This window comes from Devosia sp. 63-57 (assembly GCF_001899045.1).
In the GTDB taxonomy this organism is placed as follows: domain Bacteria; phylum Pseudomonadota; class Alphaproteobacteria; order Rhizobiales; family Devosiaceae; genus Devosia; species Devosia equisanguinis.
In genome coordinates this window covers 310,013-336,734 of sequence record NZ_MKUY01000003.1, presented here as the reverse complement: position 1 = coordinate 336,734, position 26,722 = coordinate 310,013, and the positions used below count along the sequence as shown (strand labels likewise).

The window sequence follows — 26,722 nt, the reverse complement described above, 5'->3', positions numbered from 1 at the left end:
AGATGAGCTTTTCCGATCCCATCGGCGATATGCTGACTCGCATCCGCAACGCTCAGGAGCGTCGCAAGAATTCCGTTACGACGCCGGCGTCGACCCTTCGTGGTCGTGTGCTGGATGTTCTCCAGTCCGAGGGTTTCATCCGCGGCTATTCGGAGACCAAGTTCGAGAACGGTGCTGCCGAATACGAAATCGAACTTAAGTATTCGGAAAATGAAGGCGTGATCCGCACCATCGAGCGCGTTTCCCGTCCCGGCCGCCGCGTCTATGCGTCGGTGAAGAATATTCCACAGGTTGCCAATGGTCTGGGTGTTTCGATCCTGTCTACGCCGAAGGGCGTGATGGCCGACCACGAAGCCAAGGCTGCCAATGTGGGTGGCGAGGTACTCTGCCGCGTCTTCTAAGCCACCCGGCTTAGAAGATCGGCAAGACGATTACTCAAGGAATCAATATGTCACGTACTGGCAAGAAACCGGTGGCCCCGGTAAATGGCGTTACGGTCACGATCAATGGTCGTGTCGTGAGCGCCAAGGGCCCGAAGGGCGAACTGAGCCTCACGCTCATGGATATCGTCAATGTAGAGCAGGGCGCCGATGGCATCGTCATCACCCCTGCCAACGACACCCGTGAGGCTCGCGCTGCCTGGGGCACCACCCGCGCGCTGATCCAGAACCTGGTCACCGGGGTGAGCGCCGGCTTCGAGAAGAAGCTCGCCATCCAGGGCGTCGGTTACCGCGCTGCAATGCAGGGCAAGGACGTCAAGCTGTCGCTGGGCTTCAGCCATGAAGTGATCTATCAGGCTCCTCAGGGTATCACCCTCGCTGTGCCCGTGCCGACTGAGATCGTCGTTACCGGCACCGATAAGCAGCAGGTCGGTCAGGTTGCGGCCGAGATCCGCAGCTGGCGTCCCCCCGAGCCCTACAAGGGCAAGGGCGTGCGTTACGCGGGCGAGCAGGTCTTCCGCAAAGAAGGCAAGAAGAAGTAAGGAGCGCCGGAAATGGCAATTTCTGCAAAGGGCGCGGAGCGCCGCAAGGCCCGTGTCCGCAAGGCGCTCAAGGCTCGTGCCTTTGGTCGTCCCCGTCTGTCGGTTTTCCGTTCGGACAAGAATATTTACGCCCAGATCATCGACGACGCATCCGGCCGTACGCTGGCTGCCGCTTCGACCCTGGACAAGGATCTGCGCACCGCTCTCAAGAGTGGTTCGAACGCCGAGGCCGCCAGTGCCGTTGGCAAGTTGATTGCCGAGCGCGGCGTCAAGGCCGGCGTGGGTGAAGTGGTCTTCGACCGTGGCGCCTATATCTATCATGGCCGTGTCAAGGCCCTTGCAGATGCTGCCCGCGAGGGCGGTCTGCAGTTCTAACCACGGCGAGGAAGAAGAATTATGAGCAGAGACGTTCAAGAGCGCGAAAGCGAGTTCGTCGATCGCCTGGTCCACATCAATCGTGTGGCCAAGGTTGTGAAGGGCGGCCGTCGCTTTGGTTTTGCCGCCCTCGTCGTTGTCGGTGACCAGAAGGGTCGCGTCGGTTTCGGTCACGGCAAGGCCCGTGAAGTTCCTGAGGCTATCCGCAAGGCAACCGAGCAGGCCAAGCGCCAGATGATCCGCGTGCCGCTTCGCGATGCCCGCACCCTTCACCACGACGTGGCCGGTCGCCACGGCGCTGGTAAGGTGATCCTGCGTGCCGCCGTTCCGGGTACCGGTATCATCGCCGGTGGTCCGATGCGCGCCGTCTTCGAGACGCTGGGCATCAACGACATCGTCGCCAAGTCCCAGGGCACGGCAAATCCCTACAACATGGTTCGCGCCACCTTCGATGCGCTCAAGCGCGTTGACAGCCCCCGTTCGGTGGCTGCCCGTCGCGGCCTCAAGGTTTCCGAACTGCAGGCTCGCCGCGGCGAGGCTGCCGTCGAAGCCTGATAGCAGGCTCGGAGAAGCATTATGGCAAAGAACAAGACGATCGTCGTCAAGCAGATCGGTTCGCCGATCCGCCGCGAAAAGAGCCAGCGCGCGACCCTTATCGGTCTCGGGCTGAACAAGATGAACAAAGAGCGCGAGCTCGTTGATACGCCGGAAGTTCGCGGCATGATCAACAAGATCCCGCACCTCGTCCGCGTCGTCGGCGAGTAAGGGAGCCAGACCAATGACCCGTTTGAACGAACTTCGTGACAATCCCGGCGCCAACAAGGTCCGCGTCCGCATCGGCCGTGGCATTGGTTCGGGTGTCGGCAAGACCGGTGGTCGCGGCGGCAAGGGCCAGACGGCCCGTGCCGGTGTCGCCATCAACGGCTTCGAAGGCGGCCAGATGCCCCTTCACATGCGTATGCCGAAGCGTGGCTTCAATGCTTGGAACCCCAAGGATTGGAACCAGGTCCGCATCGACCGCGTCCAGGCCTATATCGACAGCGGCAAGCTGGATGCCAAGGGCGTCATCGACGCTGCGGCTCTGGTTGCAGCTGGCGTGATCCGTCGTCCCAAGGACGGCGTGCGCCTGATCGGTTCGGAAGGCTTCTCGGCCAAGAAGGTTACCTTCAAGGTCGACTACGTGACCAAGGGCGCTGCCGCTGCCATCGAGGCTGCCGGCGGTAAGGTCGATCTCATCCCGGTCAAAGAGACCTGGAAGAAGACCCCCTACGCCAAGTAATTGACTCGGCAGGGCGCACGCGGTCATCCCGACCGGGTGCGCTCTTTTGGTTTGTTGCGTCTGGGTGGCACATATCCCATATATGCTCCTCCGGCGCTCCGAGCGCACCTGGCATCCAGGCCATAGGAGCGATGTAAATGGCGTCCGCAGCCGAACAGCTCGCACGTAATCTTTCTTTCTCGACCTTTTCGAAGGCGAAAGCCCTGCAGCAGCGCATCTGGTTCACACTGGGCGCGCTGCTTATTTATCGTTTGGGCACGTATATCCCGCTGCCAGGCATCGATCCGGACGCGTTCCGCGCGACGTTCGAGCAGAGCCAGCAGGGTATTCTGGGCATGTTCAACATGTTCGCCGGCGGTGCCGTCGAGCGTATGGCCATTTTTGCCCTCAATCTAATTCCCTACATTACCGCGTCCATCGTGGTACAGGTGATCGCGACGGCGTCGCCCAAGCTGGAAGCCCTCAAGAAAGAGGGTGAAGCCGGTCGTCGCAAGATGAACCAATACACCCGCTACCTGGCCGTGGTGTTCTGTGCCGTTCAGGCCTATGGCATCGCTGTCGGTCTAGAGGCGAGCCAGGGCGTGGTGCTCAATCCGGGCTGGTTCTTCCGCATTTCGACCGTGATCACCCTGGTTGGTGGCACGATGTTCCTGATGTGGCTGGGTGAGCAGATCACCGCCCGTGGTGTTGGCAACGGCATTTCGCTGATCATTTTCGCCGGTATCGTGGCAAACCTGCCGGCGACGATTGCGCAGACCCTCGAGTTGGCCCGTACTGGCGCCATTCCGGGCTTTGCCGGCATCGGCATGATTGTGCTGGCACTGGTGGTGATCGCGGTGATCGTGTTCTTCGAACGCGCTCAGCGCCGCTTGCTGATCCAGTACCCGAAGCGCCAGGTCGGCAACAAGATGTTCCAGGGTGACACCTCGCATCTGCCGCTCAAGCTCAACACCTCGGGCGTGATCCCGGTGATCTTTGGCTCGTCGCTGCTGCTGCTGCCGGCAACCATCGCGCAGTTTGCGGCGCAGGGTAATGCTCCGGCATGGCTGACCACGATCACGGCCCTGCTGGGTCGCGGACAGCCGCTCTATCTGGCGCTGTTTGCCTTCTTCATCATCTTCTTCGCGTTCTTCTATACGGCCATCGTGTTCAATCCGCAGGAAACGGCGGACAATCTGAAGCGGTCTGGTGGTTTCATTCCGGGCATTCGTCCGGGTGAGCGGACGGCGCAGCACATCGATTACGTGTTGACCCGTATTACCGTGATCGGCGCGATTTACCTGACCGTGGTGGCCCTGATCCCGGAAGTGATGTTCAGCCAGCTGGCCGTGAGCCAGTTCATCGGCGGCACGTCGCTCCTGATCATGGTGACCGTGACCCTGGATACTGTCACGCAGATCCAGAGCCATCTGGTGGCCCAGCAATATGAAGGGCTGCTGAAGAAATCCCGTCTTGGAGGAGGCAAGCGTCGATGAGGTTGATCCTGTTGGGCCCGCCGGGGGCGGGGAAGGGTACACAGGCAAAAATCTTGGTGGAGGCCTATGGCATCCCCCAATTGTCCACCGGTGACATCCTTCGTGCTGCCATTGCCGCCAAGACGCCGCTGGGCGTCGAGGCCAAGGCTATCGTCGACAGGGGTGACCTGGTTTCGGACGTGATTGTCAACGGCATCGTATCGGAGCGTCTGGACGCAGAGGATTGCAAGCCGGGTTTCATCCTGGATGGCTTTCCGCGCACCATTGCCCAGGCCGAAGCACTCGATCGCATGCTTGCGGACAAGGGCATTGCTCTCGATGCCGTCATCGAGATCAAGGCCGAGGCTGACGAGCTGGTCAAGCGCGTCATCAATCGGGCCAAGGAATCGGGTGGGGCCCGCGCCGATGACAACGAGGAAGTGCTGCGCAAGCGCCTCGGTGTCTATTCGGAGCAGACGGCTCCCCTGGTCGCCTACTACACGACCAAGGGCCTGCTGAAGCCCGTCGACGGCATGGCGCCGGTCGGTGAGGTGACGGGCGCGATCAAGAGCGCGCTTGCAGGCTAAGTCGAGCCGGGCAGGGCTGTTGACTCTGCTTGGTCGAGTCTTTAAGGAACCGCACCAGTCTCATGGATCATTGGGCTGGATTCGGTTCCCCAATTCGTTGGGGTCGAATTCGGTCCCTTGTTGTTTAAGGGCACCCGCCGGGATGGCGCGTGCTGAATGAAGGAGAGCAGACGTGGCTCGTATTGCTGGCGTCAATATCCCGACGAACAAGCGCGTGGTTATCGCGCTGCAGTATATTCACGGGATCGGCGACAAGTTCGCTGAGGATATCTGCACCAAGGTTGGCATTCCGGCCGAACGTCGCGTGAACGAGCTGACTGACGCTGAAGTCATTCAGATCCGCGAGACCATCGACCGTGACTATGTCGTGGAAGGTGATCTTCGCCGCAATGTTGCGATGAACATCAAGCGCCTGATGGACCTTGGTAACTATCGCGGTCTTCGTCACCGCCGTGGTCTGCCGGTTCGCGGTCAGCGTACCCACACCAATGCTCGTACCCGCAAGGGTCCGGCAAAGCCGATCGCTGGCAAGAAGAAGTAATTCTGTTCCCGCCTGGCGCGGGACAGGTTTTTGACTGGATTTGGCGGGGCAGGGCTTTTCGGTGGCTCGACAGAGTTGCTGAAGGGGCTTGAACCGCTAAATCCGTGGTGGAGCTGCTGGTATTACGGCAGCGCCGATATCCTAGAGGATAAGAATGGCTAAGGCTGAAGTCGCACGCGTTCGTCGTAAAGAGCGCAAGAATATCACTTCCGGCGTCGCACATGTGAACGCCTCCTTCAACAACACCATGATCACCATCGCCGACATGCAGGGCAACACGATCTCCTGGTCGTCCTCGGGCGTGATGGGTTTCAAGGGCTCGCGTAAGTCGACCCCTTATGCCGCTCAGGTTGCGGCCGAAGATGCTGCCAAGAAGGCGCAGGAACACGGCATGAAGACCCTTGAGGTCGAAGTGCGCGGTCCTGGTTCGGGCCGTGAGTCCGCGCTGCGTGCCCTGCAGGCCGCTGGCTTCAACGTCACCTCGATCCGTGACGTCACGTCGATTCCGCACAATGGCTGCCGTCCGCGCAAGCGGCGCCGCGTCTAACAAGACCATTATATGCTCCCGGCCGATTGAATGGGTCGGGAGTCCTATTGTGTTTGCGGCGGGCGGCCTGCTTGGGGCCGCGATTTTGAAAGGACAATACCGTGACGATCCAGAGGAACTGGCAGGAACTTATCAAGCCGACCAAACTGGAGATTGTTTCGGGCAGCGACGACGCGCGAGTGGCTTCGGTTATCGCCGAGCCGCTGGAGCGCGGCTATGGTCTTACCCTGGGCAATGCCCTGCGTCGCGTGCTGCTGTCGTCGCTTCAGGGCGCGGCAGTCACCGCAATCCAGATTGACGGCATTCTGCACGAATTCTCGTCGCTTCCGGGCGTGCGCGAAGACATCACCGACCTGGTGCTGAACGTCAAGGAAATCGCCATCAAGATGGGTGGCGAAGGCCCGAAGCGTCTGACTCTGACCCGTCAGGGTCCGGGTGCCGTTACTGCCGGCGACATCAAGGTTTCCGGTGACATCGAAGTGCTCAATCCCGAGTTGGTGATCTGCCACCTCGACGATGGCGCCGAGATCAATATCGAGTTCACCGTCAATACCGGCAAGGGCTATGTCCCGGCTGACAAGAACCGTCCTGAAGACGCCCCGATTGGCTATATTCCGGTCGATGCGCTGTTCTCGCCGGTTCGCCGCGTGAGCTACAAGGTCGATGCGACCCGTGCGGGCGAAAGCCTCGACAAGGACAAGCTGACCCTGCAGGTCGAAACCAACGGCGCGATCTCGCCTGAGGATGCCGTGGCCTATGCCGCGCGCATTCTGCAGGACCAGCTGTCGGTGTTCGTGAACTTCGAAGAGCCCAGCAAGGAAAAGGCACAGGATTCCGTGCCCGAGCTGGCCTTCAACCCGGCCCTGCTCAAGAAGGTCGACGAACTGGAGCTTTCCGTCCGTTCGGCCAACTGCCTCAAGAACGACAACATCGTTTATATCGGCGACCTTATCCAGAAGACGGAAGCCGAGATGCTGCGGACCCCGAATTTTGGCCGCAAGTCGCTCAACGAAATCAAGGAAGTCCTGGCACAGATGGGGCTTCATCTCGGGATGGACGTCAACAATTGGCCGCCCGAGAATATCGATGACCTCGCCAAGCGCTACGAAGATCACTACTGATCCCGCGCTGCCAAGATTTTAGGAGACTACCATGCGCCACGCCAATCGCGGCCGCAAGTTCAGCCGAACCGCTTCTCACCGTAAGGCTATGTTTGCCAACATGTCCGCCGCGCTGATCAAGCACGAGCAGATCGTTACCACGCTTCCCAAGGCCAAGGACCTGCGTCCGATCGTCGAGAAGCTCATCACCCTGGGCAAGCGCGGCGACCTGCACGCTCGCCGCCAGGCCATCGCACAGATCCGTGACGAGGCCCAGGTTGCCAAGCTCTTCGCCGTGCTCGGCCCGCGTTATGCCGAACGCCAGGGCGGTTATATCCGCATTCTGAAGGCCGGCTTCCGCTATGGCGACAATGCTCCGCTGGCGGTCATCGAGTTCGTCGATCGCGACGTCAATGCCAAGGGCCAGGATTCGGGTCCGGTGCAGTACACCGAAGACGAAGCCGAAGCGGCGTAAGTCGACACTATCTGCGAATTTTTCAACGGCCCCGGTTTTCCGGGGCCGTTTCTTTTTGTTGAGAAATATTCAGCGTTCGTTTGCGCTCTGGGTCTAGTTTGGGCCAGCAGTGCGTGGGGTCTGAATGTTGAAGTATTGGCTATACGGGCCTCTGGCCATTTTGTCCGAGTTTCGGATAGACCAGCTATTGCTGGGCTTTGGGTGTTTTTTCGTGGTTGTTGGGGTTGGGTTGTTTCACTTCGGCACCGTCGGCGAGGACTGGCCAGCGGTAAGAGCTAAAATTCTGTCCGTCGAAAAGCAGTGCGTGCTGACGAGTAGCATCGGTTATCGGCAAGTCTCCAGACAGATTAGGATACCTTGCGATCAGGTCGATCAGTTCTTTTCCGACAATGGATCTGATCGTTGGTCGTTGTCCGCGCGGTATCGGGGCCAGGTGCGGTTGATTGGGGACAAGCAAACCACTCTTGTTGAAATGGATTTGCCTGGCGGCAATTCGGGTGCTGTTGTCGGCAGGGAGTTCTCGATTTTGCAGAATCCCGCCAATCTGACCGAGACGAGACGGATCGGTGACGACATGACATTTAAGGTTTTTGGTGGGGTACTCATGGCGCTTGGGGCGTTTTTGCTCGCCAATGTCTTTCTATGGCTTTAGGCGATCCCGAATAGGCAGGGGGTGTGATTGAAGCGCATTCTGGTCACCGGTGCTTCGGGGTTCGTCGCAAAGCATCTCATCGGACAGCTGCTTGCCGCCGGCTATTCGGTGCGTGGTACGGTGCGGGGGCAGGGTAAGGTGCCTGGTATTTGGTCCTCGGTCGCCGATCTCGCGCCTGGCCACGGTGGGCAGCTGGAGCTGGTCGACGCCGATCTCCTTTCCGAGGCGGGTTGGTCCGAAGCCATGGCGGATGTCGATGCGGTCATGCATGTCGCCGCGACAATCGTCGCCGAAGAGCCGCGTGATCCTGCCGTCGTGGTGCGGCCGGCAGTTGAGGGCACCGAGCGGGTGATGCGCTTTGCCCATGCTGCCGGTATCACGCGCGTCATCATGACGTCGTCGATCGCTACCGTGGGTTATGGACACGGTCACGATCGTGGCATTCGTACCTATAGCGAAGCCGATTTCACCGATCTCGATGGCATGAAACGCTCCTGGGCCTATTGCATCGGCAAGACCCGCGCCGAGCGCGCTGCCTGGGCCTTTGCCGAGGCAAATGGGATGGCTCTGACCACGATCCATCCCGGCGCCATTCTCGGGCCCGCTACCGACGCCGACACGTCCATTTCCTTGGGCATGGTCACGGGCCTGCTCGATGGTTCGACGCCGGCCATGCCGAATATCGGCTTTGCCGTCAGCGATGTGCGCGATGTGGCGGCGATGCATGTGGCGGCGCTGCAAAAGCCCCAGAGCATCGGCCAGCGCTATCTGTGCACCTCGCCTTACACGCGCTTCAAAGAGGTCGCGGTAATTTTGCGTCGGGCCTATCCCGACTACCCTGTGACGCTGAAGACGGTGCCCGATTGGATCGTTCGGCTTTTGGCCTTGTCCGGCGGTCCGGTCCGTCAAATCATCAATGATGTCGGCAACGAGAAGCACTATGATGGGCGCAAGGGCGCGGCGCTGCTTGGCCGATCCTATCGCAGTCCGGAGGAGGCCATTCTTGCCGCCGCGGAAAGCGCTATTCGGCTGGGCCTGGTCAAGCGAAAGGGTGCTTGAGACTCCAGGTGTCGTAGAGTGCGTTCAGTTCGCGCTTGCTACTGGCAAATACGGTGGGTTTTCCCGAGGCCGTCGCCATGTCGCGATATTTGGCCACCGAGTGGCGGGTGTGCCAGAGCCAGTGCAGCATTTTCCAGTTTACGCGGTCCTCGCCACCTTCGAGCCCGCCGGCGCGTTGCCGCTGGATCAATGTGCGGATGAAATAGCGGCGATAGCGGGTGAGGAGGGTGTCGGTGACGACGATAATTCCCGTGGCGCGTTCAATGCGCTGTGGCATGAGGCGGGTATAGTTGCCGTCCATGACCCAACCATCTCCCGTGATGGCCGCGTCATGCAGGGCTTGGAAATCCGCATCCGACCGCTCCTGCCAATTGGTGTTGGGCAAATGCTTGAGCTGGTCGAGATGGATGGCTGGCACGCCGAGTTTGTCGGATAGCGCCAGGGCGAGCGTCGACTTGCCGGCATTGGTCAGGCCCAGGATCATGATCCGGTGGCCGAGCGTTGCGAGGGGAGGAATGGTCTGCATTGTAGGCTCCCGCGCTTTGAGGTGGGCGGCGTTCATAGCGCCGTATTGTCTCGGTTGGAAGACGGGGCAGGGGGTGGCACATTGCGCCGCCTTGACGCTGGCCGCGGCGCCGTCCAAGGATGCGGCATGACGGCAAGGCCAGCAATCGACCGATGACAGCTTCGCAAAGTGACTGGCTCAACCAGCCCGCTCCGCCGACGGCCGATGAAATCCTGCTCGTCGATGTTGGCGGCTATGAGGGGCCGCTGGACCTGCTGCTCGACCTGGCGCGGCGGCAGAAAGTCGATCTCGCCTCCATTTCCGTGTTGGCCCTGGCGGAACAATATCTGCGTTTCATCGAAACGGTGCGTGAGCGACGAATCGAGGTAGCCGCCGACTATCTGGTAATGGCTGCCTGGCTCGCCTATCTCAAAAGTCGGCTGATGGTGCCGCAGGCGCCCAGCGACGACGAGCCGAGCGGCGAAATGCTGGCGGCCATGCTGCAATTCCGCCTCAAGCGCCTCGAGGCCATGCGCAATTCTGCCGCGCAATTGGTCAACCTGCCGCGCCTTGGTCGCGACGTGCATGCCAGAGGCGCGCCGGAAGGGATCAGAATCGCCCGCCGTGCCGTGTGGGAGGCCAGCCTCTATGACCTGCTCAAAGCCTATTCCAGCCAGCGCGAGCGCGGCATTGTCGCCGAATACACGCCTTTCGTGCGCAATGTCTGGTCCCTGCAGGAGGCGCGCGACCTTCTGCAACGGCTGATCGGCGACAGCGTCGAATGGGTTTCTCTGGATACCTATCTCATTCAATATCTCGCCAAGCCTAGCGAGCGCGCCACAGTCCGGGCTTCAACCTTTGCCTCCAGCCTCGAACTGGTGCGCCAGGGGGAGATCGACATCCGCCAGACCGAAACATTTGGGCCTATCCTGATGCGCCGACGCAAAAGCGAAGCGCCATGAGCCGGATGGATGACGACGAGGGTGGCTCGGTGCGCATGCGGCAATTGCGCATTGTCGAGGCACTGCTTTTTGCGTCGGCCGAGCCGATCTCCATTTCCGATATTGCCCCCTATCTTGGGGAGGGTGCAGATGTGCGGGGTATTCTGGCCGAACTCGCTGAGCATTATGCCGGGCGCGGCGTCAATCTGGTGCGCCGGGGTGATGGCTGGGCGTTCCGAACGGCACAGGACCTCGGTTTCATCCTGCGCCGCGAAGAGCAGGAGACGCGGCCGCTGTCCCGCGCCGCGCTCGAAACCCTGGCGATCATCGCCTATCATCAGCCGGCCACCCGCGCCGAGATCGAAGAGGTGCGCGGGGTCAGTACGGGCAAGGGTACGCTCGACCTGTTGATGGAAGCCGGCTGGGTGCGCATGCGCGGCCGCCGTCGCACGCCGGGCCGACCGGTCACCTACGGCACGACAGAGGCCTTTCTCGACCATTTCGGGCTGGAGCGGCTGGGTGATCTGCCGGGGCTCGAAGACTTGAAGGGGGCGGGGCTGTTGTCCGGACGCTTGCCGCCCGATCTGCAGATACCCTTGCCCTTCGAAGGGGCGCTGCGCGAGGATGAAGACCCGCTCGATCCTGCCGATATCGGCGATATCGAGGATGAAGACGACGAAGAAGAACAGGAAGAGCACGAGTGAGCGCACAATCGTCCATGGTGGGGGAACTGCAGAGCTGGGGCACGCGCGGTACGGCGGGCGTTTCCTTCGCGGCCACACTGGCCTTCGAGAATGTCTCGGTCGATCTCGGTGAGCGGCGCGTACTCGATGGCTTCGACCTCACGCTGCGGCCCGGCGAAATCGTCTGCCTCCTGGGAGAATCGGGGTCGGGGAAATCCACCGCCTTGCGCGTTGCCGCCGGCATCCAGCCGATTTCGAGCGGCGCGGTGCGCATCAATGGCGAGGTGATGTCGGTTCCCGGTCGCACCCTGCCGCCCAATCGGCGCGGCATCGGCCTGATGTTCCAGGATTTTGCGCTGTTTCCGCATCTGACGCTGCTGCAGAACGTGTTGTTCGGCCTGCGCCGGCTCGGCAAGGATGCAGCAGTGGCTCAAGCGCGACAGGCCCTGCGTCGCGTGGGCCTCGACGGGCGGGAAAGCGACTATCCACACCAGCTTTCCGGTGGCCAGCAGCAGCGCCTAGCCCTGGCGCGCAGCGTCGCCCCGCGACCCGGCGTGCTGCTGCTCGATGAACCCTTTTCCAGCCTCGATGCAAGGCTGCGTGAAACGGTCCGCGACGAAACCCTGGCGGTTCTGCGCGAAACACGCGCCACGAGTCTCGTCGTTACCCACGACCCCGAAGAGGCCATGGTGATGGGCGACCGCGTGGCCCTCTTGCGCAAGGGCCGCATCGTGCAGATCGGCACCGCTGCTGAAATTTATCGTCATCCGGTCGATCTGGGCGCGGCACGCTTCTTCTCCCCCCTGGGTGAAATTGACGCAGAGGTGCGGAGCGGCGCTGCGCTGACCCCTCTAGGGCCGGTGACCACCAAGGGTTATGCCGATGGCGCCAGAGTCACCGTCGCCATCCGGCCCGCAGGCGGCGCCGATATCCGTGCCTCAGGGCCCGGAACGCCGGGGCGTATCGTCAGCAAGCGTGATGCCATCGGCATCGACATCTGCGAGGTCAAGGTTGCGGGCCTCGACGTGCCGATCGGGGTGCGTCAGCCGGCGGACAGTACTTTGGCTGTGGGCCAAGACGTGTTCGTGAGCTTGAATCGGGAACACGTTCTTGTGTTTGGACGAGATTAAACCTATTTCTCGGTCTATCTATCGCGTGTAACGCGTACCAAGAGTTTCAGGGAGATCACCATGCACGCGCCATCGATTTGGGGCATCCTCGTCGTTGCAGTCGTCGTCATTCTGCTTTTCGGCCGGGGCAAGATTTCCGGCATGATGGGTGAAGTGGCGTCTGGCATCAAAGCCTTCCAGAAGGGCATGCGCGACGACGACAAGCCGGCCGAGCGGGTCACCACCACTGCCGATATCGACGCGCGCGAAGTGGACAAGAGCAAGGACGCCTGAGCGCGCCCTTCTTCGTAACCTGAACTAACGGGCGGTTCGTCGCCCATCGGAGACCACTGCGATGCTCGGCCTAGGCTGGACAGAGATGCTGGTGATCGGCGTCGTCGCGCTGATCTTCATTGGCCCCAAGGACCTGCCCGTGGTCATGGGACGCATCGGCAAGGTCATGGGGCAGATCCGGCGCATGGGCAATGAGTTCCAGCGCGAGATCAACCGCACGACAGGGCTCGATGAAGTGCGCAATCTGCGCTCGTCCATTACCGATCCGCTGAAGAAAACCGCCGACGAGATCCGGCGCGAATTCAACGCCATGACCCCGCAGGGCCCCAAGCCCACCGGCGTGTTGAAACAATCCGATCCCCAGGTCGAAAGCGTCGTGGATGATATCCTCGACAAGGCCGGTATGCCGCCGGCCAAGAAGACCAATGACGAGATCGCCGCCGAAGCCGGTTTCAAGCCGACCAAGGTTGCTGCCGAGCCGGTAAAGGCCGCGCGCACTACGCCACCGACCTTCCAGGATACTGCAACCGCCAAGGCTGCCAGCCCGAAGCCGGCAAAGCCTGCCGATGCGCCCAAGCCCGCCCGGAAGAAAGCGGCGCCCAAGGCCGTTACCGCCGAGGCCAAGCTGGTTGAGGCAAAGTCAGTAGCCGAAAAGCCAGCTGCTGCTGTCAAGGCTGAACCCAAGCGCGCTGCGCCACGCAAGAAGGCTGTTGCTGCTGACATGCCGCCCGCCGAGACTGTCGCCACTCCGGCCAAGACGCCGCGCGCGCCGCGCAAGAAGCCCGCTGACGCGGCCGAAAAGAGCTGATCATGGCCGACATCACGCCCAAGCTTGAAGACAAGAGCAAGATCGACTCGGAAGACGAGCTGGCCGGCAGCGAAGCGCCGCTGCTCGAACATTTGATCGAGCTGCGCAAGCGGTTGATCAACAGCGCCATCGCTATCGTGGTGCTGATGGTGATCTGTTTCCTGCTGGCTGGAAACATCTTCGATATCCTGCTCAACCCCTATCGTTCCATCTATGCAAACCCGGGCGACATGGAGCTGATCTACACGGCTCCTCAGGAATTCTTCTTCACCCAGCTGAACCTGGCCTTCTTTGGCGCCATTTTCCTCGGCTTTCCCTATATCGCCACGCAGATCTACGGCTTCGTTGCGCCCGGCCTTTACAAGCATGAGCGCAAGGCCCTGGTGCCTTACCTGATCGCGACGCCAATCTTCTTCCTGCTCGGCGCCGCGATGGTCTATTTCGTCGTGCTGCCCATGGCGCTCAATTTCTTCGCCGGCATGCAGACTGATGAGATCAAGCTTCTGGCCAAGGTGTCAGAATATCTCGGGTTGGCCATGACGCTGATCCTGGCCTTTGGCATCTGTTTCCAGCTGCCGGTGGTGCTGACCCTGCTGGCCCAGATCGATCTCATCAATGTCGATCAGCTCAAGAAGGGCCGCCGCTACGCTATTGTCGGCATCTTGATTGTAGCCGCCTTCATCACCCCGCCCGACCCGATCTCCCAGATCGGCCTTGCCTTGCCGATGTATGGCCTCTACGAACTGTCCATTATTTCGGTGCGCTGGGTCCAGCGGCGGCGGGAAAAGGCGCTTGCCGCCGAAGCTGCTGCGTCTGGTACATCTTCCGAATAAGAGTGTGTCACGCTGCGGCGGGGCACAGTCCATGTGCTCGCGGCGCTGGCAGGCGTGCCCCGGGCATTATCCGAATAGCCTGCGTCCAACCAGAGGCGGGCAGGGGCCCGTGACACACAATGTTCGATATCAAGTGGATCAGAGCTAACGCCGATGCTTTCGACGCTGCCATGGGGCGGCGCAAGAATGTGTCCGTCCGGTCCTCCGATCTCTTGGCTATCGATGATCGCCGCCGGGAAATCATTTCGCGGCTGAACGAGGCGCAGGAAAAGCGGAACACGCTCTCCAAGCAGGTTGGGCAGGCCAAGGCGCAGAAGGATGAGGCCAAGGCCGCCGAGCTGATGGCCGAAGTCGCGCGCCTCAAGGAATTCATTCCATCGGGTGAAGCCGAGGAACGCGCTGTCGAAAAAGAGTTGCGCGATGTGCTCTCGGCTATCCCCAACATGGCCTTTGAGGATGTGCCGGTCGGCGACGACGAAAGCGGCAATGTCGAATATTTCGGCCCCAATGGCTCGCCGGCGACGGCTGCACAGCAGCGTCCGGCCAAGCCGAGCTTCAGCTTCGCGCCCAAGGAGCATTTCGATATCGGCGTCGCCGAAAAGAACATGGACTTCGAGGCTGCCGCAAAGCTTTCGGGCAGCCGTTTCGTGGTGCTCAAGGGTCAGATCGCCCGGCTGGAACGCGCGCTCGGCCAGTTCATGCTCGACCTGCACACCACCGAATTCGGCTTCACCGAGGTGCAGCCCCCGGTGCTGGTGCGCGACGAGGCCATGTATGGCACCGGCCAGTTGCCCAAGTTCGACGGCGACTTCTTCTTTACCGAGCATGGCGACAGCCGGCTGGCGCTGATCCCCACTGCCGAAGTGCCGATGACCAATCTGGTGCGCGAATCCATCCTCGCTGAAGAAGAGCTGCCAATTCGCTTCACGGCGCTGACCCCGTGTTTCCGCTCGGAAGCCGGTTCGGCCGGTCGCGATACCCGCGGCATGCTGCGCCAGCATCAGTTCAACAAGGTCGAGCTTGTCGCCATCACCACGCCCGAGGAAGCGGTCAACGAGCATGAGCGCATGTTGCTGACCGCCGAGACCGTGTTGCAGCGGCTGGGTCTGCATTACCGCGTCATGACCCTGTGTACCGGGGATCTCGGCTTCGGCGCCCGCAAGACCTATGACATCGAAGTCTGGCTGCCGGGGCAGGACACCTATCGCGAGATCTCCTCGGTTTCGGTTTGTGGGGATTTCCAGGCTCGTCGCATGGAGGCACGCTATCGCCCGTCCGGCGAAAAGCAGGCGCCGCGTTATGTGCACACGCTCAACGGTTCCGGCACCGCAGTCGGCCGCTGCCTGATCGCAGTGCTTGAAAACTACCAGCAGGAAGATGGCTCGGTGGTGATACCCGAGGCGCTGCGTCCCTATATGGGTGGCCTGACCTCCATCGGCGGTCGCTGACATGTCCCTGCGCATCCTCCTCACCAATGACGATGGCGTGGATGCGCCCGGTCTTGCCGTCATGCTCGAGATCGCCCAGGCGCTCTCAGACGATGTGTGGATCGTTGCTCCGGACGGCAATCAGTCCGGGGCAGGGCATCGCTTTACCTTTGGGCGCGAATTGTCGCTCGATGAGCGCGGGCCGCGTCGCTTTGCCGTGGTCGGTGGTTCTCCCGCCGATTGCGTTGTTGCCGGCATGACCCATGTTCTGGGCGACCGGCCCGCTGATCTCGTGCTCTCCGGGGTCAATGCCGGGCAGAATCTGGGCGATATCGTCAATTGCTCTGGAACGGCGGCCGGCGCGCGCGAAGGCGTGTTGCAGGGGGCCATCGGCATCGCCATGAGCCAGTCGATGGATTTCGAGGTCAGCCACACGCCGAACTGGTCGAATGCGCGGCGCTTCGGGGCTGAGGTGGTTCAAGCCATTCTCGCGGCCAAGCTCGAAGACGACGTGTTCTTCAACGTCAATTTCCCCTTCTGCGCCGAGAGCGAGGTCACCGGCCTTGCCGCCGTAGCGCATCAGCGCTTTTCGCGGTCGCCGATCCGGCATTATCCCAGCGACAATGCGGGAAAATTCTTCATGGCGATTCCCGAGACCCCAATGCCGCTCGATCCGGCCGCCGATTTCGAAGTCTTGCGTCGCGGCAATGCCATCACGGTGACACCTTTTGCCTTGCAGCAAACCCACCAGGCCGCCTTGGCGCGCCTCGGCACGATCGCTCTCAAGGGCCAGTAAAGCGGCCTTGCATGGGGAAGGGCGGCGACCGGTGAATTTTTAACCTTACCTGCCGGTGAATCTACCCCTCGCGAATTTGCTCAAATCGCATCGGCTTTAAACTCGTCTTTACCTTACCGGCCTACTCTCACAATCAGTTGTTGAGTACCTGCGTACGAGTAAGCCGATGAGTATTCGCGCGTCCCTTAGGACATCCAGAAATGCTGTCGCGATGGCGGGTCTTGTCGTCGCTGCTGTTGGACTTTCGGGCTGTACCAGCCTGGGCAGTCGCACCTTCGGCGATAGTACGGTCACCAATTCGGTGGGCCAGTCGGCGCCGGCCACGCTCAATCAGCCCATGCCGCCCAGTCTGGGGGCACAGAATTCCACCCAGGTCGCTGAGCAGCGCTTCCTGCCTCCAGCCAGTGTTGGCGGCGGTTGGAACTCTCCGCCCATGCAGACAATGGCTCCGGCTCAGCCGGGCTTTGCGCAGCCCGTTGGGGCCGCGTCTCCGATCGCGCTGGGGGCGACCACGCCCTCCGTCCAGTCCCAGGATCTTCCTGTATTGAGTCCGTCCTCCTCGGGAACCCAAGCCATGCCCGCACAGCAGACCTTTGCCCCCTCCGCCCCCGCCCCGGCGATTGCAGCGCTGGGCGCCAATGCCGCCAACTCGTCCCTGCCGGTCAACAGCAGCGTGCCGGTGGCCGCGATGCCGAACGCCGCCACAGGGGCCGGCTATACGCACACCATTGCCGGTGGCGAATCGCTCTATACCATCGCCCGCAAATATGATGTGACCACTCAGTCCATCGTGCAGGCCAATGGCCTGAGCTCGCCCGATAAGATCGTGGTGGGCCAGCAGATCATCATTCCGGGCCGTTCGGACCTGATCCGCACGCCCGACAAGCCGGCCGCCGCGCCGGTCACTCAGGTCGCCAATGCGGGTACGGTTGCGGCGCCGACGCCGCTGGCAAAGCCGCAGAACAATGGCGCTGCCGCGCTGCAGACCGCAGCGACACCGGCGCCGGCCACGGTGCCTGTGGCGACGCCGCAGCCGACCGCTGCCCCGACCCAGGTTGCCAATACGCCGGCTGCCGAACCGGCCATGTCGGGCAACGACAAGTTCCGCTGGCCCGCCAGCGGCCGTGTAATCGTGGATTTTGCCGCCTCGCGTGGCACCGGTATCAATATCGACGTGCCGGAAGGGTCGACCGTCAAGGCTGCTGAGAATGGCACCGTCATCTATGTCGGCTCGGGTGTCGAGGGTTACGGCAACCTCATCCTCATCCGCCACCCGAACGGCTATGTCTCTGCCTATGCCCACCTCAAGGCAATGAGTGTTGCCAAAGGCGCGGTGGTCAATCGCGGCGATGCTATCGGCACGGTCGGCATGACCGGCTCGGTCTCCAAGCCGCAGCTCCACTTCGAACTGCGCAAGGGCGCCACTCCCGTCGACCCAATGCCGCTGCTCGCCAGCTGACGACAAGACCTCCAGAATGCAAAAAGGCCGGGCGTGGTGCCCCGGCCTTTTTTGTTTTTGGCGCATGCGAAAGAATACCCCCACCTAACCTCCCCCTGCAGAAGGGGGAGGGACTGATCGAGTGCGCTGTACTCTCAATGAAACGCCTCTGCTCCTCCCCCTCCTATAGGGGGGCGGCCGCGTGGGGGCTTCTTGCAGCGCGTTGGTTTGCCCTCGCCTCAAACCACTTTTCCCTCTTCGCCCGCCAGCGTCCGCACCAGCTGAATAGCCACGCGACCCGAGCGCGAACCGCGCGTTGCTGCCCATTCGATGGCGCGGGCGCGTAGCGTTTCGGCGTCGATGGCAAGGTCGTAGAAGCGGGCATAGCCCGAGACCATCTCGAGATAGGTGTCCTGGCTCGAATTGTGGAAACCCAGCCACAGCCCGAAACGGTCGGAGAGCGATACCTTTTCCTCCACCGCCTCGCCGGGATTGATCGCCGTCGATTTCTCGTTCTCGATCATGTCGCGCGGCATCAGATGACGCCGATTTGATGTGGCGTAAAACAGCACATTGTCGGGGCGGCCTTCGAGCCCGCCATCAAGAATGGTCTTGAGCGATTTGTAGCTGGTTTCGCCAGCATCGAAGCTGAGATCGTCGCAGAAGATGACGAAGCGCGCCGGCAGTCCCGCGATGATGCGCATCAATGCGGGGAGCGTCTCGAGGTCCTCGCGGGCGATCTCGATCAGCACCAGCCGCTCGAACCCCTCGCGCTGCTCGATGTCGGCATGGATGGCCTTGACCAGCGAACTCTTGCCCATGCCCCGGGCGCCCCAGAGCAGGGCGTTGTTGGCGCCATGGCCGCGCGCGAACTGCTCGGTATTCTTGAGCAGGATGTCGCGCACCGACTCAATTCCGCGCAGCATGTTGAGCGGCACGCGGCTGACTTTGGGGACCGGAAGCAGGGTGCCGCTTTCGCCTTGCCAGTGATAGGCATTGGCTTCCGCCAATGAAAACCTCTCGTTCTCTTGTTCCGACAACGCCAATGTAGCGGCGATTTCCTCAAGCGCATCGGCGATCCTGGCGAGGTAATCCTTGGTCTTCACCTGTGTCGTTCTCCCGTCTGGCGCGACATTTTCGCTGTCCCGATTGGCTTTGCAATCAGCAATGCCCAACTGTATAGTCCGCGCGATTTTGGCCGGGGTGCAAGTGCACGAGACCCTAATTGCGTCCAGTGCGCTTTGACGACGATGCCCACCGGCGCGTCAATTCTCCACATGTAAGAAGAACCGATAAGGAGTCCGCCTGATGTTTGTAACGCCCGCTTTCGCGCAGGATGGTGCCGCAGCTCCGGGAGGTATGGCGGATATTTTCATCCAGCTGATGCCGATCGCGCTGCTCGTGCTGATTTTCTGGCTGCTGATTTTCCGTCCGCAGCAGAAGCGCCTCAAGGCACAGCAGGCCATGCTCGGCGCCATCCGTCGCGGCGACACCGTGGTGACCACCGGCGGCATCGTCGGCAAGGTGACCAAGGCAGTCGATGGTGAAGATCTTGAAGTCGAGGTCTCCCAGGGCGTCAAGGTCAAGGTGGTGCGCGGCATGATTGCCGATGTGCGCTCCAAGTCCGAGCCGGTCAACGATAACAAGCCGGCTTGATCCCGCTTCGGCCGGGGCCCATGCCGGGCTCCGGCTTTCTGCCTTTTAGGACGCCTTTTCGATGCATCAGTCGCCGTTCCGCGTATTCATCATCCTGTTTGTCGCGATCGCGGGTATTCTCCTTGCCGCTCCAAACTTCCTGCCCAAATCGGTTCAGGATGCCCTTCCTGGCTGGCTCCCCAAGCCGGGTCTGGTGCTCGGTCTCGATTTGCAGGGCGGTTCGCACCTGCTGCTCGAAGTCAACCGGCAGGGGATCGTTACCCAGCGGCTGAGCGATGTGCGTCGTGATGCGCGCAATGTCCTGGCGACCCAGAACGGCATCGGCAACATCATCACCACCGATGTCGCCAGCAATACCATCACCATCGAGCTGACCGATCCGAACCAGAAGGCTCAGGCCGAGACCGCCATTCGCGGTCTCCAGAACACGCTGAGCAATAACATCTTCGGTGCCGGCACCGGCGTTGACGAACTGAGCTTCGGTGAAACGCCCGATGGCAAGCTGACCGTTACCCTTACGCCCGAAGGCATCACCCAGCGCATGAGCTCGCTGGTGGCGCAGTCGATGGAAGTCATCCGTTCCCGCATCGACGAACTGGGCACCACCGAACCCACCATCCAGCGTCAGGGCGATACCCGCGTCATGGTGCAGGTGCCGGGCTTTGGCGACAGCGAGCGCCTCAAGAACATCATTTCCCAGACCGCGCGCCTGACCTTCCACATGGTCTATCCCGGTCTCTCTGCCGCACAGGCCGAGGCCCAGGGCCTGCCGGTCGGCACCATGATCCTGCCCAGCCAGGATGGTGGCCGCGAACTGCTTTACGAAGATGTCGCCATCGGCGGCGAATCCCTGGTCGATGCGCAGCCGGCCTATGACCAGCAGCGCGGCATTCCCGTCGTCAGCTTCAAGTTCGACACGCGTGGCGCCATCACCTTCGGCGAGCTGACCTCCAAGAATGTCGGTCAGCGCTTCGCCATCGTCCTCGACGACACCGTCATCACCGCGCCCGTCATCCAGCAGCCGATTACCGGTGGTTCCGGCCAGATCAGCGGCAGCTTCACCACGGCCTCGGCCAATGACCTTGCCGTGCTGTTGCGTGCCGGTGCACTGCCGGCCAGCCTTGACGTGATCGAGGAACGCACGGTCGATGCCAGCCTCGGTGCCGACTCCATCCAGGCCGGCTTCACCGCCGGTGTCGTCGCCGCCGTTCTCGTCCTCGCCTTCATGGTCGCGGCCTATGGCGTCTGGGGCGTGTTCGCCAATGTCTCGCTGATCCTCAACATCATCCTGATCTTCGCCGCGCTGTCGACCCTCGGGGCGACGCTGACCCTTCCGGGTATTGCCGGTATCGTTCTGACCATCGGCATGGCGGTGGACGCCAACGTGCTGATTTACGAACGCATGCGAGAGGAACAGGCATCCGGAAAGTCGCCGCTGCAGGCGATCAATGCCGGTTTCGAGCGTGCCTGGGGCACCATCATCGACTCACACCTGACGCAGCTTGTTGCCGCCGTGGTGCTCTATTTCATGGGCTCGGGCCCGATCCAGGGCTTTGCCGTCACGCTCGGCCTCGGCATCCTGACCTCGCTCTTTACCTCCTACACGGTTACCTCCTACCAGGTGAACCTCTGGTACAAGCGCGTCCGTCCCAAGAAGCTGAAGATCCAGCATTTCCGGTTCATTCCTGACGGCACCAAGATCCCGTTCATGAAAATTTCGCGGGTCGTCATCGCGCTGTCGATCATCATGACGCTGGTTTCCCTCGGCTCCGCCTTCACCAAGGGCTTCAATCTGGGCATCGACTTTGTCGGTGGCACCGCCATCGAAGTGCAGCATGTTGGCGGCCCGGCCGATGTCGGCCAGGTCCGCGAGCGGCTGAGCGGGTTGTCGCTGGGCGAAATCCAGGTGCAGGGCTTCGGAACGCCGCAAGACGTTCTTGTTCGCGTGCAGGCGCAGGAGGGCGGCCAGTCGGCTGACCAGGCTGCGGTGCAGCAGGTCCAGCAGGCCCTTGCTTCGGACAATTACGAGGTGCGCCGCGTCGAGGCGGTGAGTGGCACGGTGTCCGGCGAACTGGCCTGGACCGGAACCATCGCCGTGATCATCGCGCTCGTTTGTATCCTCATCTACATCTGGTTCCGCTTCGAATGGCAGTTCGCCCTTGCCGCGGTGACGACGACCTCGCACGACCTGATCATGACGATCGGCTTGTTCTCGTTGACTGGAATGGAGTTCAACCTCAGTTCCATCGCTGCGGTGCTGACGCTGGTCGGTATCTCGCTCAACGAAACCGTGGTGGTCTCCGACCGTATTCGTGAAAATCTGCGCAAACACCGCAAGATGCCACTGCCTGATCTGATCGATCTTTCGATCAACCAGACGATCGTGCGTACGTCCTTGACGCAGTTCACCCTGCTTCTGGCGCTGCTGCCGCTGGTGTTCTTCGGCGGCGAGGCGCTCCGCAGCTTCACCATCGCCATGACCTTCGGTTCGCTGGTGGGCATGTATTCGTCGGTCATTATCAACGGTCCCATCCTCATCAATTTCGGCCTCAAGCAGAAATCCGAAGAGGAAGAGCAGGCCCAAACTGACAAGAAGAAAAAGCCCATGGACGGCGCCTCGGTCTAGTGCCGAGCCGTCGTGTCCGTAGGGGTGCTGTCGTCTCCCCGCTGCTCGTCGCTCTCGGGTCTGAACCGAGAGCGCTTGCAATGCCAACAGCGAAAACAGAACCCTCGGGCCAGGCCAGGGGGTGACGCGCTGCGTGAGTTTGCTTACGAGGTGAAGCCAATGCAGGTTGATCCTGACCAATCCCCGTCCTTCGGCAAATTTCCCCAACAGGTGGGCATTGACGCCTATGGCAATGGCGGCTTTCGCTTTGCCGACATGTCGCACAAGGGCTCGCTGCTCTGCCTGCCGACCGGCATGATCGCCTGGCCTGTGCATTCCGCCGCCGCGTTGACGCTGGACGCGCTGCAGCCGGTTCTCGATCAGGCCGATGACATCAACGTGCTGCTGATTGGTCTCGGAACCGACATCGTCGCCATCGACCCCACCATTCGCGCTGCTTTGCGCGAGCGCGGCATTATTGTTGAAGCCACCCAGACCGGTGGCGCCATCCGCACCTATAATGTGCTGCTGGCCGAAGACCGGGCAGTGGCCGCCGCTTTGATCGCGGTCGAAAAGGCACGCTGATGCCCACCAGCCACGATTTCGCGCTGGAGGCCCTGCGTCAGTCCGACCACGACCGCTATCTTGCGGCGCTGGTGCTGCCGGCCGAGGCGCGTCCGCATGTCGCCGCCATCCTCGCCTTCGCCGCCGATGTCGCCGCCATTCGCGAGCGCGTGTCCGGTCCCCAGCCCGGCGAAATCCGGCTGCAATGGTGGAACGATGCCTTGAGCGGGCAGGGCCATGGCGAGGTCAGGCAGAACCCGCTGGCCGATGCGCTGCTCGACACCATGGCGCGCTACGGGCTGCCGGCAGGCACGCTGCAACGCCTGATCGGCGCGCGTCGGTTCGATCTTTATGACGACCCCATGCCCGACCTCGAGAGTTTCGAGGGCTATGCCGGCGAAACCGCCTCCACCCTGTTGCAGCTTACCGCCATGATCCTCAATGGCGGCGAGCCGGTGGAGCCCGGCGATGCGGCCGGCCATCTCGGCGTGGCACAGGCCATGGTCGGTCATCTGCGCGCCTTCGGTTATGTCGCGGCCCAGGGGCGCATCATGCTGCCCTGGTCCATTCTCGCCGCCAATGGCGTGCAGGAAGGCGAAGTATTCTCCGGCCTGGAGAGCGAGGGCCTGCATGCCGCCCTGAGCCAGATTGCCGAACTGGCCGAAGAGCATCTGCAGAAGGCCCGGATCGCCATTGCGGCGCTATCGCCCAAATTGCGGCCTGCCTTTGCCGGCATCGTTATTACCGAGCGGCAACTGGCCCGCTGGAAAGCGGAGGGCAGGGCCTTCATGTCGCCGCCCGACGATGCCGACTGGCGCAAGATCGCCGTCCTGTTCTGGTGGACTTTGCGCCAGCGCTGAGGCTGCTGACACATCCTGTCGGTAGCCTTGCTTATCCCGGCTTGACCGAATCCTTATCGTTCTGGTTATGTTCCTGAACCTGTCTCCAGCGGTGAGTTGACTTGCAGCATGGGGGTGGGGAGCATATCTGTGTGACTTCGCCAGCCGTCTGTCCCGCGGCGCGAGCAATTGGACCAAATATGACCGAAAAGCCGAGCCTCAACCGCGAAATCGTCGTGCGCGGTGCCCGTGAGCACAATCTCAAAGGCATCGACGTCAGATTGCCGCGCGACAGCCTGATCGTGATGACGGGGCTTTCCGGCTCGGGCAAGTCTTCGCTCGCCTTCGACACCATCTATGCCGAGGGTCAGCGCCGCTATGTGGAGTCGCTCTCTGCCTATGCGCGTCAGTTCCTCGAAATGATGCAGAAGCCTGATGTCGAGCACATCGAAGGCCTCTCGCCCGCCATTTCCATCGAACAGAAGACGACCAGCCGCAATCCGCGCTCGACCGTCGGTACTGTCACCGAGATCTACGACTATCTGCGCCTGCTTTATGCGCGCGTCGGCATTCCCTATTCGCCGGCCACCGGCCTGCCGATCGAAAGCCAGACCGTGTCGCAAATGGTGGATCGCACCCTGGGGCTGCCGGAGGGCACACGGCTCTATCTGCTGGCCCCCATCGCGCGCGGCCGCAAGGGCGAGTTCAAGAAGGAGCTGGCCGACCTGATGCGCAAGGGCTTCCAGCGCGTCAAGATCGATGGCGAATATCACGAGATCGAAGACGCTCCGGCGCTCGACAAGAAGTACAAGCATGACATTGAGGTGGTGGTCGACCGCCTCGTCGTGTCTCCCGACATTTCCGGTCGCCTCGCCGAAAGCTTCGAAACCGCGCTGAAGCTTGCCGAGGGTATCGCCCTGGTCGAATTTGCCGATGAACAGAACGAGGATGGCACGCCGCGCCAGATCACCTTCTCGGAAAAGTTCGCCTGTCCGGTCTCCGGCTTCACCATTGCTGAAATCGAACCGCGCCTGTTCTCGTTCAACAATCCTTTCGGTGCCTGCCCGATCTGCGATGGCCTGGGCACAGAGCAGAAGATCGATCCCGACCAGATCGTGCCCGATCCGACGCTCTCGCTGCGTGACGGCGCCATCCTGCCTTGGTCCAAGACCAGCGCTCCATACTACCAGCAGACCCTCTCGGCTGTGGTGAAGTATTACGGCGCTTCGACCGGCACCGCCTGGAACCAGCTGCCCTTCGACGTGCAGCACGCCGTGCTCTACGGCACCGACAAGACCAAGATCGACTTCGTCTATGACGATGGCCTGCGCCAGTACAAGACCTCAAAGGTCTTTGAAGGCGTCATCGGCAACCTTGAGCGCCGCTACAAGGAAACCGAAAGCGCCGGCATGCGCGAAGAGATCGAAAAATACATGTCGGCCAAACCCTGCGTGGCCTGCGGTGGCTATCGCCTCAAGCCGGAATCGCTCGCAGTCAAGATCGATGGTCTCCATATCGGCCAGGTCACCGAGATGTCGATCCGCAATGCCAGTACGTGGTTCAACGAGCTCTCGGCCAAGCTCAACGCCACCCAGAGCCAGATCGGCGAGCGCATCCTCAAGGAAATCCGCGAGCGGCTGAAGTTCCTCAACGACGTGGGCCTTGAATACCTGTCCATGTCGCGCAATTCCGGCACGCTCTCGGGTGGCGAAAGCCAGCGCATTCGCTTGGCCAGCCAGATCGGTTCGGGCCTCACCGGCGTGCTTTATGTGCTCGACGAGCCATCGATCGGCCTGCATCAGCGCGACAATTCCCGTCTGCTCGAAACGCTGCAGCGCCTGCGCGACCTCGGTAATACCGTCATCGTCGTCGAGCATGATGAAGATGCGATCCTCACTGCCGATTATGTGCTCGATATCGGCCCCGGCGCCGGCGTTAATGGCGGCAATATCGTTGCCGAGGGCACGCCGCAGGATATTCTCAATCACCCGGACTCGCTCACCGGCAAATATCTCTCCGGTCGCATGGGTATTCCGGTGCCGGCCGAACGGCGCGAAGGCAAGAAGGGCAAGGCGCTCTCCATCAAGGGCGCGACCGGCAACAATCTCAAGAACGTCTCGGTCGATGTGCCGCTCGGCCTGTTCGTCGCTATTACCGGCGTTTCGGGCGGTGGCAAGTCGACGCTGATGATCGACACCATGTACCAGGCCATCGCCCGCCGGCTGAACGGCGCGCGCGTCGTGCCGGCGCCACATGAATCGCTCAGCGGCCTCGAATTCCTCGACAAGGTCATCGATATCGACCAGTCGCCGATTGGCCGCACGCCGCGCTCCAATCCGGCCACCTATACCGGCGCCTTCACCCCGCTACGCGAGTGGTTTGCCGGCCTGCCGGAAGCCAAGACGCGCGGCTATGGGCCGGGCCGTTTCTCCTTCAACGTCAAGGGCGGCCGCTGCGAAAAATGCGAGGGCGATGGCGTCCTCAAGATCGAGATGCACTTCCTGCCCGACGTCTACGTCACCTGCGACGTCTGCAAGGGCAAGCGCTACAATCGCGAAACGCTGGAAGTCCAGTTCAAGGGCAAGTCGATCTCCGACGTGCTCGACATGACCATCGACGAAGGCGTCGAGTTCTTCTCGGCCGTGCCGGTCATCCGCGACAAGTTCGCCACGCTGCAGCGCGTCGGCCTTGGCTATGTCAAGGTCGGGCAACCGGCCACGACCCTATCGGGCGGCGAGGCGCAGCGCGTCAAACTCTCCAAGGAGCTCAGCAAACGGGCTACCGGGCGCACGCTCTACATGCTGGATGAGCCGACCACGGGCCTGCATTTCCACGACGTGGCCAAGCTGCTCGAAGTGCTGCATGAGCTGGTCGAGGGCGGCAATACCGTGGTGGTGATCGAGCACAATCTCGAGGTCATCAAGACCGCCGACTGGATCATCGATCTGGGGCCCGAAGGTGGCGATGGCGGCGGCGAGATCGTGGCGATCGGCACGCCCGAAGAGGTCGCCGCTAATCCGCGCTCGCATACCGGCACCTATCTCAAGGAAGTCATGGATCGCCGCCCGCACTTTGCGACCCGCGCGGTGGAGTAGGGGTGTCCGCCGAGGCCTGAACTTGCTTCGGCAATAGCGGGGCCTTCCCTCACGAACGCCTTTCGTCACCCTCGGGCT

General features: G+C 61.7%; 30 protein-coding genes. 28 read left to right on the top strand and 2 right to left on the bottom strand.

Annotation, left to right across the window (positions count from 1 at the left end):
• The first annotated feature begins 2 nt into the window (after positions 1-2).
• The 14 genes from rpsH to BGO80_RS01620 all read left to right on the top strand — a co-directional run bounded on the left by rpsH (position 3) and on the right by BGO80_RS01620 (position 9,051).
• Complete coding sequence (gene rpsH, locus BGO80_RS01685) at positions 3-401, top strand: 30S ribosomal protein S8 (RefSeq protein ID WP_126151775.1); 399 nt, start codon at positions 3-5, stop codon at positions 399-401.
• A gap of 47 nt (positions 402-448) precedes the next feature.
• On the top strand, positions 449-982 hold the full coding sequence (gene rplF, locus BGO80_RS01680; RefSeq protein ID WP_126151774.1) for a 50S ribosomal protein L6: 534 nt from the start codon (positions 449-451) through the stop codon (positions 980-982).
• A gap of 12 nt (positions 983-994) precedes the next feature.
• Positions 995-1,357: a 50S ribosomal protein L18 gene (gene rplR / locus BGO80_RS01675; protein ID WP_126151773.1), complete on the top strand. Its 363-nt coding sequence runs from the start codon at positions 995-997 to the stop codon at positions 1,355-1,357.
• Between the two features lie 21 nt (positions 1,358-1,378).
• Complete coding sequence (rpsE, locus tag BGO80_RS01670) at positions 1,379-1,912, top strand: 30S ribosomal protein S5 (protein ID WP_126151772.1); 534 nt, start codon at positions 1,379-1,381, stop codon at positions 1,910-1,912.
• A 21-nt stretch (positions 1,913-1,933) separates the two neighbouring features.
• Positions 1,934-2,122, top strand: coding sequence for a 50S ribosomal protein L30 (rpmD, locus tag BGO80_RS01665; protein WP_126151771.1), 189 nt, complete (start codon positions 1,934-1,936; stop codon positions 2,120-2,122).
• A 13-nt stretch (positions 2,123-2,135) separates the two neighbouring features.
• Positions 2,136-2,636: a 50S ribosomal protein L15 gene (gene rplO, locus BGO80_RS01660; RefSeq protein WP_126151770.1), complete on the top strand. Its 501-nt coding sequence runs from the start codon at positions 2,136-2,138 to the stop codon at positions 2,634-2,636.
• A gap of 137 nt (positions 2,637-2,773) precedes the next feature.
• Entirely contained in the window at positions 2,774-4,111 is a 1,338-nt protein-coding gene (secY, locus tag BGO80_RS01655) for a preprotein translocase subunit SecY (RefSeq protein WP_126151769.1), read from the top strand.
• Positions 4,108-4,677, top strand: a complete 570-nt coding sequence (locus tag BGO80_RS01650) for an adenylate kinase (protein ID WP_126151768.1) — start codon at positions 4,108-4,110, stop codon at positions 4,675-4,677. Before secY ends, BGO80_RS01650 begins: the two co-directional genes overlap by 4 nt.
• Positions 4,678-4,849: 172 nt before the next feature.
• Positions 4,850-5,218: a 30S ribosomal protein S13 gene (rpsM, locus tag BGO80_RS01645; protein ID WP_126151767.1), complete on the top strand. Its 369-nt coding sequence runs from the start codon at positions 4,850-4,852 to the stop codon at positions 5,216-5,218.
• Positions 5,219-5,372: 154 nt separating this feature from the next.
• Complete coding sequence (gene rpsK / locus BGO80_RS01640; RefSeq protein ID WP_086469598.1) at positions 5,373-5,765, top strand: 30S ribosomal protein S11; 393 nt, start codon at positions 5,373-5,375, stop codon at positions 5,763-5,765.
• Between the two features lie 101 nt (positions 5,766-5,866).
• Entirely contained in the window at positions 5,867-6,886 is a 1,020-nt protein-coding gene (locus tag BGO80_RS01635; protein ID WP_286718494.1) for a DNA-directed RNA polymerase subunit alpha, read from the top strand.
• Between the two features lie 31 nt (positions 6,887-6,917).
• Positions 6,918-7,340, top strand: a complete 423-nt coding sequence (gene rplQ, locus BGO80_RS01630) for a 50S ribosomal protein L17 (RefSeq protein ID WP_126151765.1) — start codon at positions 6,918-6,920, stop codon at positions 7,338-7,340.
• A gap of 124 nt (positions 7,341-7,464) precedes the next feature.
• A complete protein-coding gene (locus BGO80_RS01625) occupies positions 7,465-7,992 on the top strand; it encodes a hypothetical protein (RefSeq protein WP_286718490.1) in 528 nt (175 codons plus the stop codon).
• A 27-nt stretch (positions 7,993-8,019) separates the two neighbouring features.
• A complete protein-coding gene (locus tag BGO80_RS01620) occupies positions 8,020-9,051 on the top strand; it encodes an NAD-dependent epimerase/dehydratase family protein (protein ID WP_286718488.1) in 1,032 nt (343 codons plus the stop codon).
• Here BGO80_RS01620 and BGO80_RS01615 read toward each other — a convergent pair.
• Complete coding sequence (locus BGO80_RS01615) at positions 9,032-9,577, bottom strand: P-loop NTPase family protein (RefSeq protein ID WP_286718485.1); 546 nt, start codon at positions 9,575-9,577, stop codon at positions 9,032-9,034. The genes BGO80_RS01620 and BGO80_RS01615 overlap by 20 nt on opposite strands.
• 152 nt (positions 9,578-9,729) lie before the next feature.
• Here BGO80_RS01615 and BGO80_RS01610 point away from each other — a divergent pair, with 152 nt between their 5' ends.
• The 9 genes from BGO80_RS01610 to BGO80_RS01570 all read left to right on the top strand — a co-directional run bounded on the left by BGO80_RS01610 (position 9,730) and on the right by BGO80_RS01570 (position 17,906).
• Positions 9,730-10,518, top strand: a complete 789-nt coding sequence (locus BGO80_RS01610) for a segregation and condensation protein A (protein ID WP_286718483.1) — start codon at positions 9,730-9,732, stop codon at positions 10,516-10,518.
• Positions 10,515-11,201 carry an SMC-Scp complex subunit ScpB gene (gene scpB / locus BGO80_RS01605; RefSeq protein ID WP_286718482.1) on the top strand — a complete coding sequence of 229 codons (687 nt, stop codon included), beginning with the start codon at positions 10,515-10,517 and terminating at the stop codon, positions 11,199-11,201. The genes BGO80_RS01610 and scpB overlap by 4 nt, the downstream gene beginning before the upstream one ends.
• Positions 11,198-12,310 (top strand): ABC transporter ATP-binding protein, encoded by a 1,113-nt coding sequence (locus BGO80_RS01600; RefSeq protein ID WP_286718479.1) that lies wholly within the window; start codon positions 11,198-11,200, stop codon positions 12,308-12,310. The genes scpB and BGO80_RS01600 overlap by 4 nt, the downstream gene beginning before the upstream one ends.
• Before the next feature lie 60 nt (positions 12,311-12,370).
• Complete coding sequence (locus BGO80_RS01595) at positions 12,371-12,583, top strand: twin-arginine translocase TatA/TatE family subunit (protein WP_126151760.1); 213 nt, start codon at positions 12,371-12,373, stop codon at positions 12,581-12,583.
• Between the two features lie 61 nt (positions 12,584-12,644).
• On the top strand, positions 12,645-13,391 hold the full coding sequence (gene tatB / locus BGO80_RS01590; RefSeq protein ID WP_286718477.1) for a Sec-independent protein translocase protein TatB: 747 nt from the start codon (positions 12,645-12,647) through the stop codon (positions 13,389-13,391).
• Between the two features lie 2 nt (positions 13,392-13,393).
• Positions 13,394-14,224 (top strand): twin-arginine translocase subunit TatC, encoded by an 831-nt coding sequence (gene tatC / locus BGO80_RS01585; protein ID WP_286718474.1) that lies wholly within the window; start codon positions 13,394-13,396, stop codon positions 14,222-14,224.
• Between the two features lie 119 nt (positions 14,225-14,343).
• Positions 14,344-15,672 (top strand): serine--tRNA ligase, encoded by a 1,329-nt coding sequence (serS, locus tag BGO80_RS01580; protein WP_286718472.1) that lies wholly within the window; start codon positions 14,344-14,346, stop codon positions 15,670-15,672.
• 1 nt (position 15,673) lies between these two features.
• Positions 15,674-16,447 carry a 5'/3'-nucleotidase SurE gene (surE, locus tag BGO80_RS01575; protein ID WP_286718470.1) on the top strand — a complete coding sequence of 258 codons (774 nt, stop codon included), beginning with the start codon at positions 15,674-15,676 and terminating at the stop codon, positions 16,445-16,447.
• A 211-nt stretch (positions 16,448-16,658) separates the two neighbouring features.
• Positions 16,659-17,906 carry a M23 family metallopeptidase gene (locus tag BGO80_RS01570; protein WP_286718467.1) on the top strand — a complete coding sequence of 416 codons (1,248 nt, stop codon included), beginning with the start codon at positions 16,659-16,661 and terminating at the stop codon, positions 17,904-17,906.
• Positions 17,907-18,124: 218 nt separating this feature from the next.
• Here the strand turns inward: BGO80_RS01570 and BGO80_RS01565 are convergent, their stop codons facing one another.
• Complete coding sequence (locus BGO80_RS01565; protein WP_286718465.1) at positions 18,125-18,991, bottom strand: ATP-binding protein; 867 nt, start codon at positions 18,989-18,991, stop codon at positions 18,125-18,127.
• A gap of 202 nt (positions 18,992-19,193) precedes the next feature.
• On the opposite strand from BGO80_RS01565, the gene yajC reads away from it, so the two are divergent.
• From yajC to uvrA, 5 genes are all read left to right on the top strand, one after another.
• Entirely contained in the window at positions 19,194-19,541 is a 348-nt protein-coding gene (yajC, locus tag BGO80_RS01560) for a preprotein translocase subunit YajC (RefSeq protein ID WP_126151753.1), read from the top strand.
• A gap of 61 nt (positions 19,542-19,602) precedes the next feature.
• Entirely contained in the window at positions 19,603-22,167 is a 2,565-nt protein-coding gene (gene secD / locus BGO80_RS01555; protein WP_126151752.1) for a protein translocase subunit SecD, read from the top strand.
• Between the two features lie 159 nt (positions 22,168-22,326).
• Complete coding sequence (locus BGO80_RS01550; protein ID WP_286718459.1) at positions 22,327-22,731, top strand: Mth938-like domain-containing protein; 405 nt, start codon at positions 22,327-22,329, stop codon at positions 22,729-22,731.
• Positions 22,731-23,570, top strand: a complete 840-nt coding sequence (locus tag BGO80_RS01545; protein ID WP_286718456.1) for a phytoene/squalene synthase family protein — start codon at positions 22,731-22,733, stop codon at positions 23,568-23,570. The genes BGO80_RS01550 and BGO80_RS01545 overlap by 1 nt, the downstream gene beginning before the upstream one ends.
• 179 nt (positions 23,571-23,749) lie before the next feature.
• Entirely contained in the window at positions 23,750-26,644 is a 2,895-nt protein-coding gene (gene uvrA / locus BGO80_RS01540) for an excinuclease ABC subunit UvrA (RefSeq protein ID WP_286718453.1), read from the top strand.
• The last annotated feature ends 78 nt before the right edge of the window (positions 26,645-26,722 follow it).

Excerpts from the sequence above, each read along its gene's own strand:
- rpsH (WP_126151775.1), top strand. The coding sequence starts at position 3 with ATGAGCTTTTCCGATCCCATCGGCGATATGCTGACTCGCATCCGCAAC.
- rplF (WP_126151774.1), top strand. The coding sequence starts at position 449 with ATGTCACGTACTGGCAAGAAACCGGTGGCCCCGGTAAATGGCGTTACG.
- rplR (WP_126151773.1), top strand. The coding sequence starts at position 995 with ATGGCAATTTCTGCAAAGGGCGCGGAGCGCCGCAAGGCCCGTGTCCGC.
- rpsE (WP_126151772.1), top strand. The coding sequence starts at position 1,379 with ATGAGCAGAGACGTTCAAGAGCGCGAAAGCGAGTTCGTCGATCGCCTG.
- rpmD (WP_126151771.1), top strand. The coding sequence starts at position 1,934 with ATGGCAAAGAACAAGACGATCGTCGTCAAGCAGATCGGTTCGCCGATC.
- rplO (WP_126151770.1), top strand. The coding sequence starts at position 2,136 with ATGACCCGTTTGAACGAACTTCGTGACAATCCCGGCGCCAACAAGGTC.
- secY (WP_126151769.1), top strand. The coding sequence starts at position 2,774 with ATGGCGTCCGCAGCCGAACAGCTCGCACGTAATCTTTCTTTCTCGACC.
- BGO80_RS01650 (WP_126151768.1), top strand. The coding sequence starts at position 4,108 with ATGAGGTTGATCCTGTTGGGCCCGCCGGGGGCGGGGAAGGGTACACAG.
- rpsK (WP_086469598.1), top strand. The coding sequence starts at position 5,373 with ATGGCTAAGGCTGAAGTCGCACGCGTTCGTCGTAAAGAGCGCAAGAAT.
- rplQ (WP_126151765.1), top strand. The coding sequence starts at position 6,918 with ATGCGCCACGCCAATCGCGGCCGCAAGTTCAGCCGAACCGCTTCTCAC.
- BGO80_RS01625 (WP_286718490.1), top strand. The coding sequence starts at position 7,465 with ATGTTGAAGTATTGGCTATACGGGCCTCTGGCCATTTTGTCCGAGTTT.
- BGO80_RS01615 (WP_286718485.1), bottom strand. The coding sequence starts at position 9,577 with ATGCAGACCATTCCTCCCCTCGCAACGCTCGGCCACCGGATCATGATC.
- BGO80_RS01610 (WP_286718483.1), top strand. The coding sequence starts at position 9,730 with ATGACAGCTTCGCAAAGTGACTGGCTCAACCAGCCCGCTCCGCCGACG.
- scpB (WP_286718482.1), top strand. The coding sequence starts at position 10,515 with ATGAGCCGGATGGATGACGACGAGGGTGGCTCGGTGCGCATGCGGCAA.
- BGO80_RS01595 (WP_126151760.1), top strand. The coding sequence starts at position 12,371 with ATGCACGCGCCATCGATTTGGGGCATCCTCGTCGTTGCAGTCGTCGTC.
- tatB (WP_286718477.1), top strand. The coding sequence starts at position 12,645 with ATGCTCGGCCTAGGCTGGACAGAGATGCTGGTGATCGGCGTCGTCGCG.
- tatC (WP_286718474.1), top strand. The coding sequence starts at position 13,394 with ATGGCCGACATCACGCCCAAGCTTGAAGACAAGAGCAAGATCGACTCG.
- serS (WP_286718472.1), top strand. The coding sequence starts at position 14,344 with ATGTTCGATATCAAGTGGATCAGAGCTAACGCCGATGCTTTCGACGCT.
- surE (WP_286718470.1), top strand. The coding sequence starts at position 15,674 with ATGTCCCTGCGCATCCTCCTCACCAATGACGATGGCGTGGATGCGCCC.
- BGO80_RS01570 (WP_286718467.1), top strand. The coding sequence starts at position 16,659 with ATGGCGGGTCTTGTCGTCGCTGCTGTTGGACTTTCGGGCTGTACCAGC.
- yajC (WP_126151753.1), top strand. The coding sequence starts at position 19,194 with ATGTTTGTAACGCCCGCTTTCGCGCAGGATGGTGCCGCAGCTCCGGGA.
- secD (WP_126151752.1), top strand. The coding sequence starts at position 19,603 with ATGCATCAGTCGCCGTTCCGCGTATTCATCATCCTGTTTGTCGCGATC.
- BGO80_RS01550 (WP_286718459.1), top strand. The coding sequence starts at position 22,327 with ATGCAGGTTGATCCTGACCAATCCCCGTCCTTCGGCAAATTTCCCCAA.
- BGO80_RS01545 (WP_286718456.1), top strand. The coding sequence starts at position 22,731 with ATGCCCACCAGCCACGATTTCGCGCTGGAGGCCCTGCGTCAGTCCGAC.
- uvrA (WP_286718453.1), top strand. The coding sequence starts at position 23,750 with ATGACCGAAAAGCCGAGCCTCAACCGCGAAATCGTCGTGCGCGGTGCC.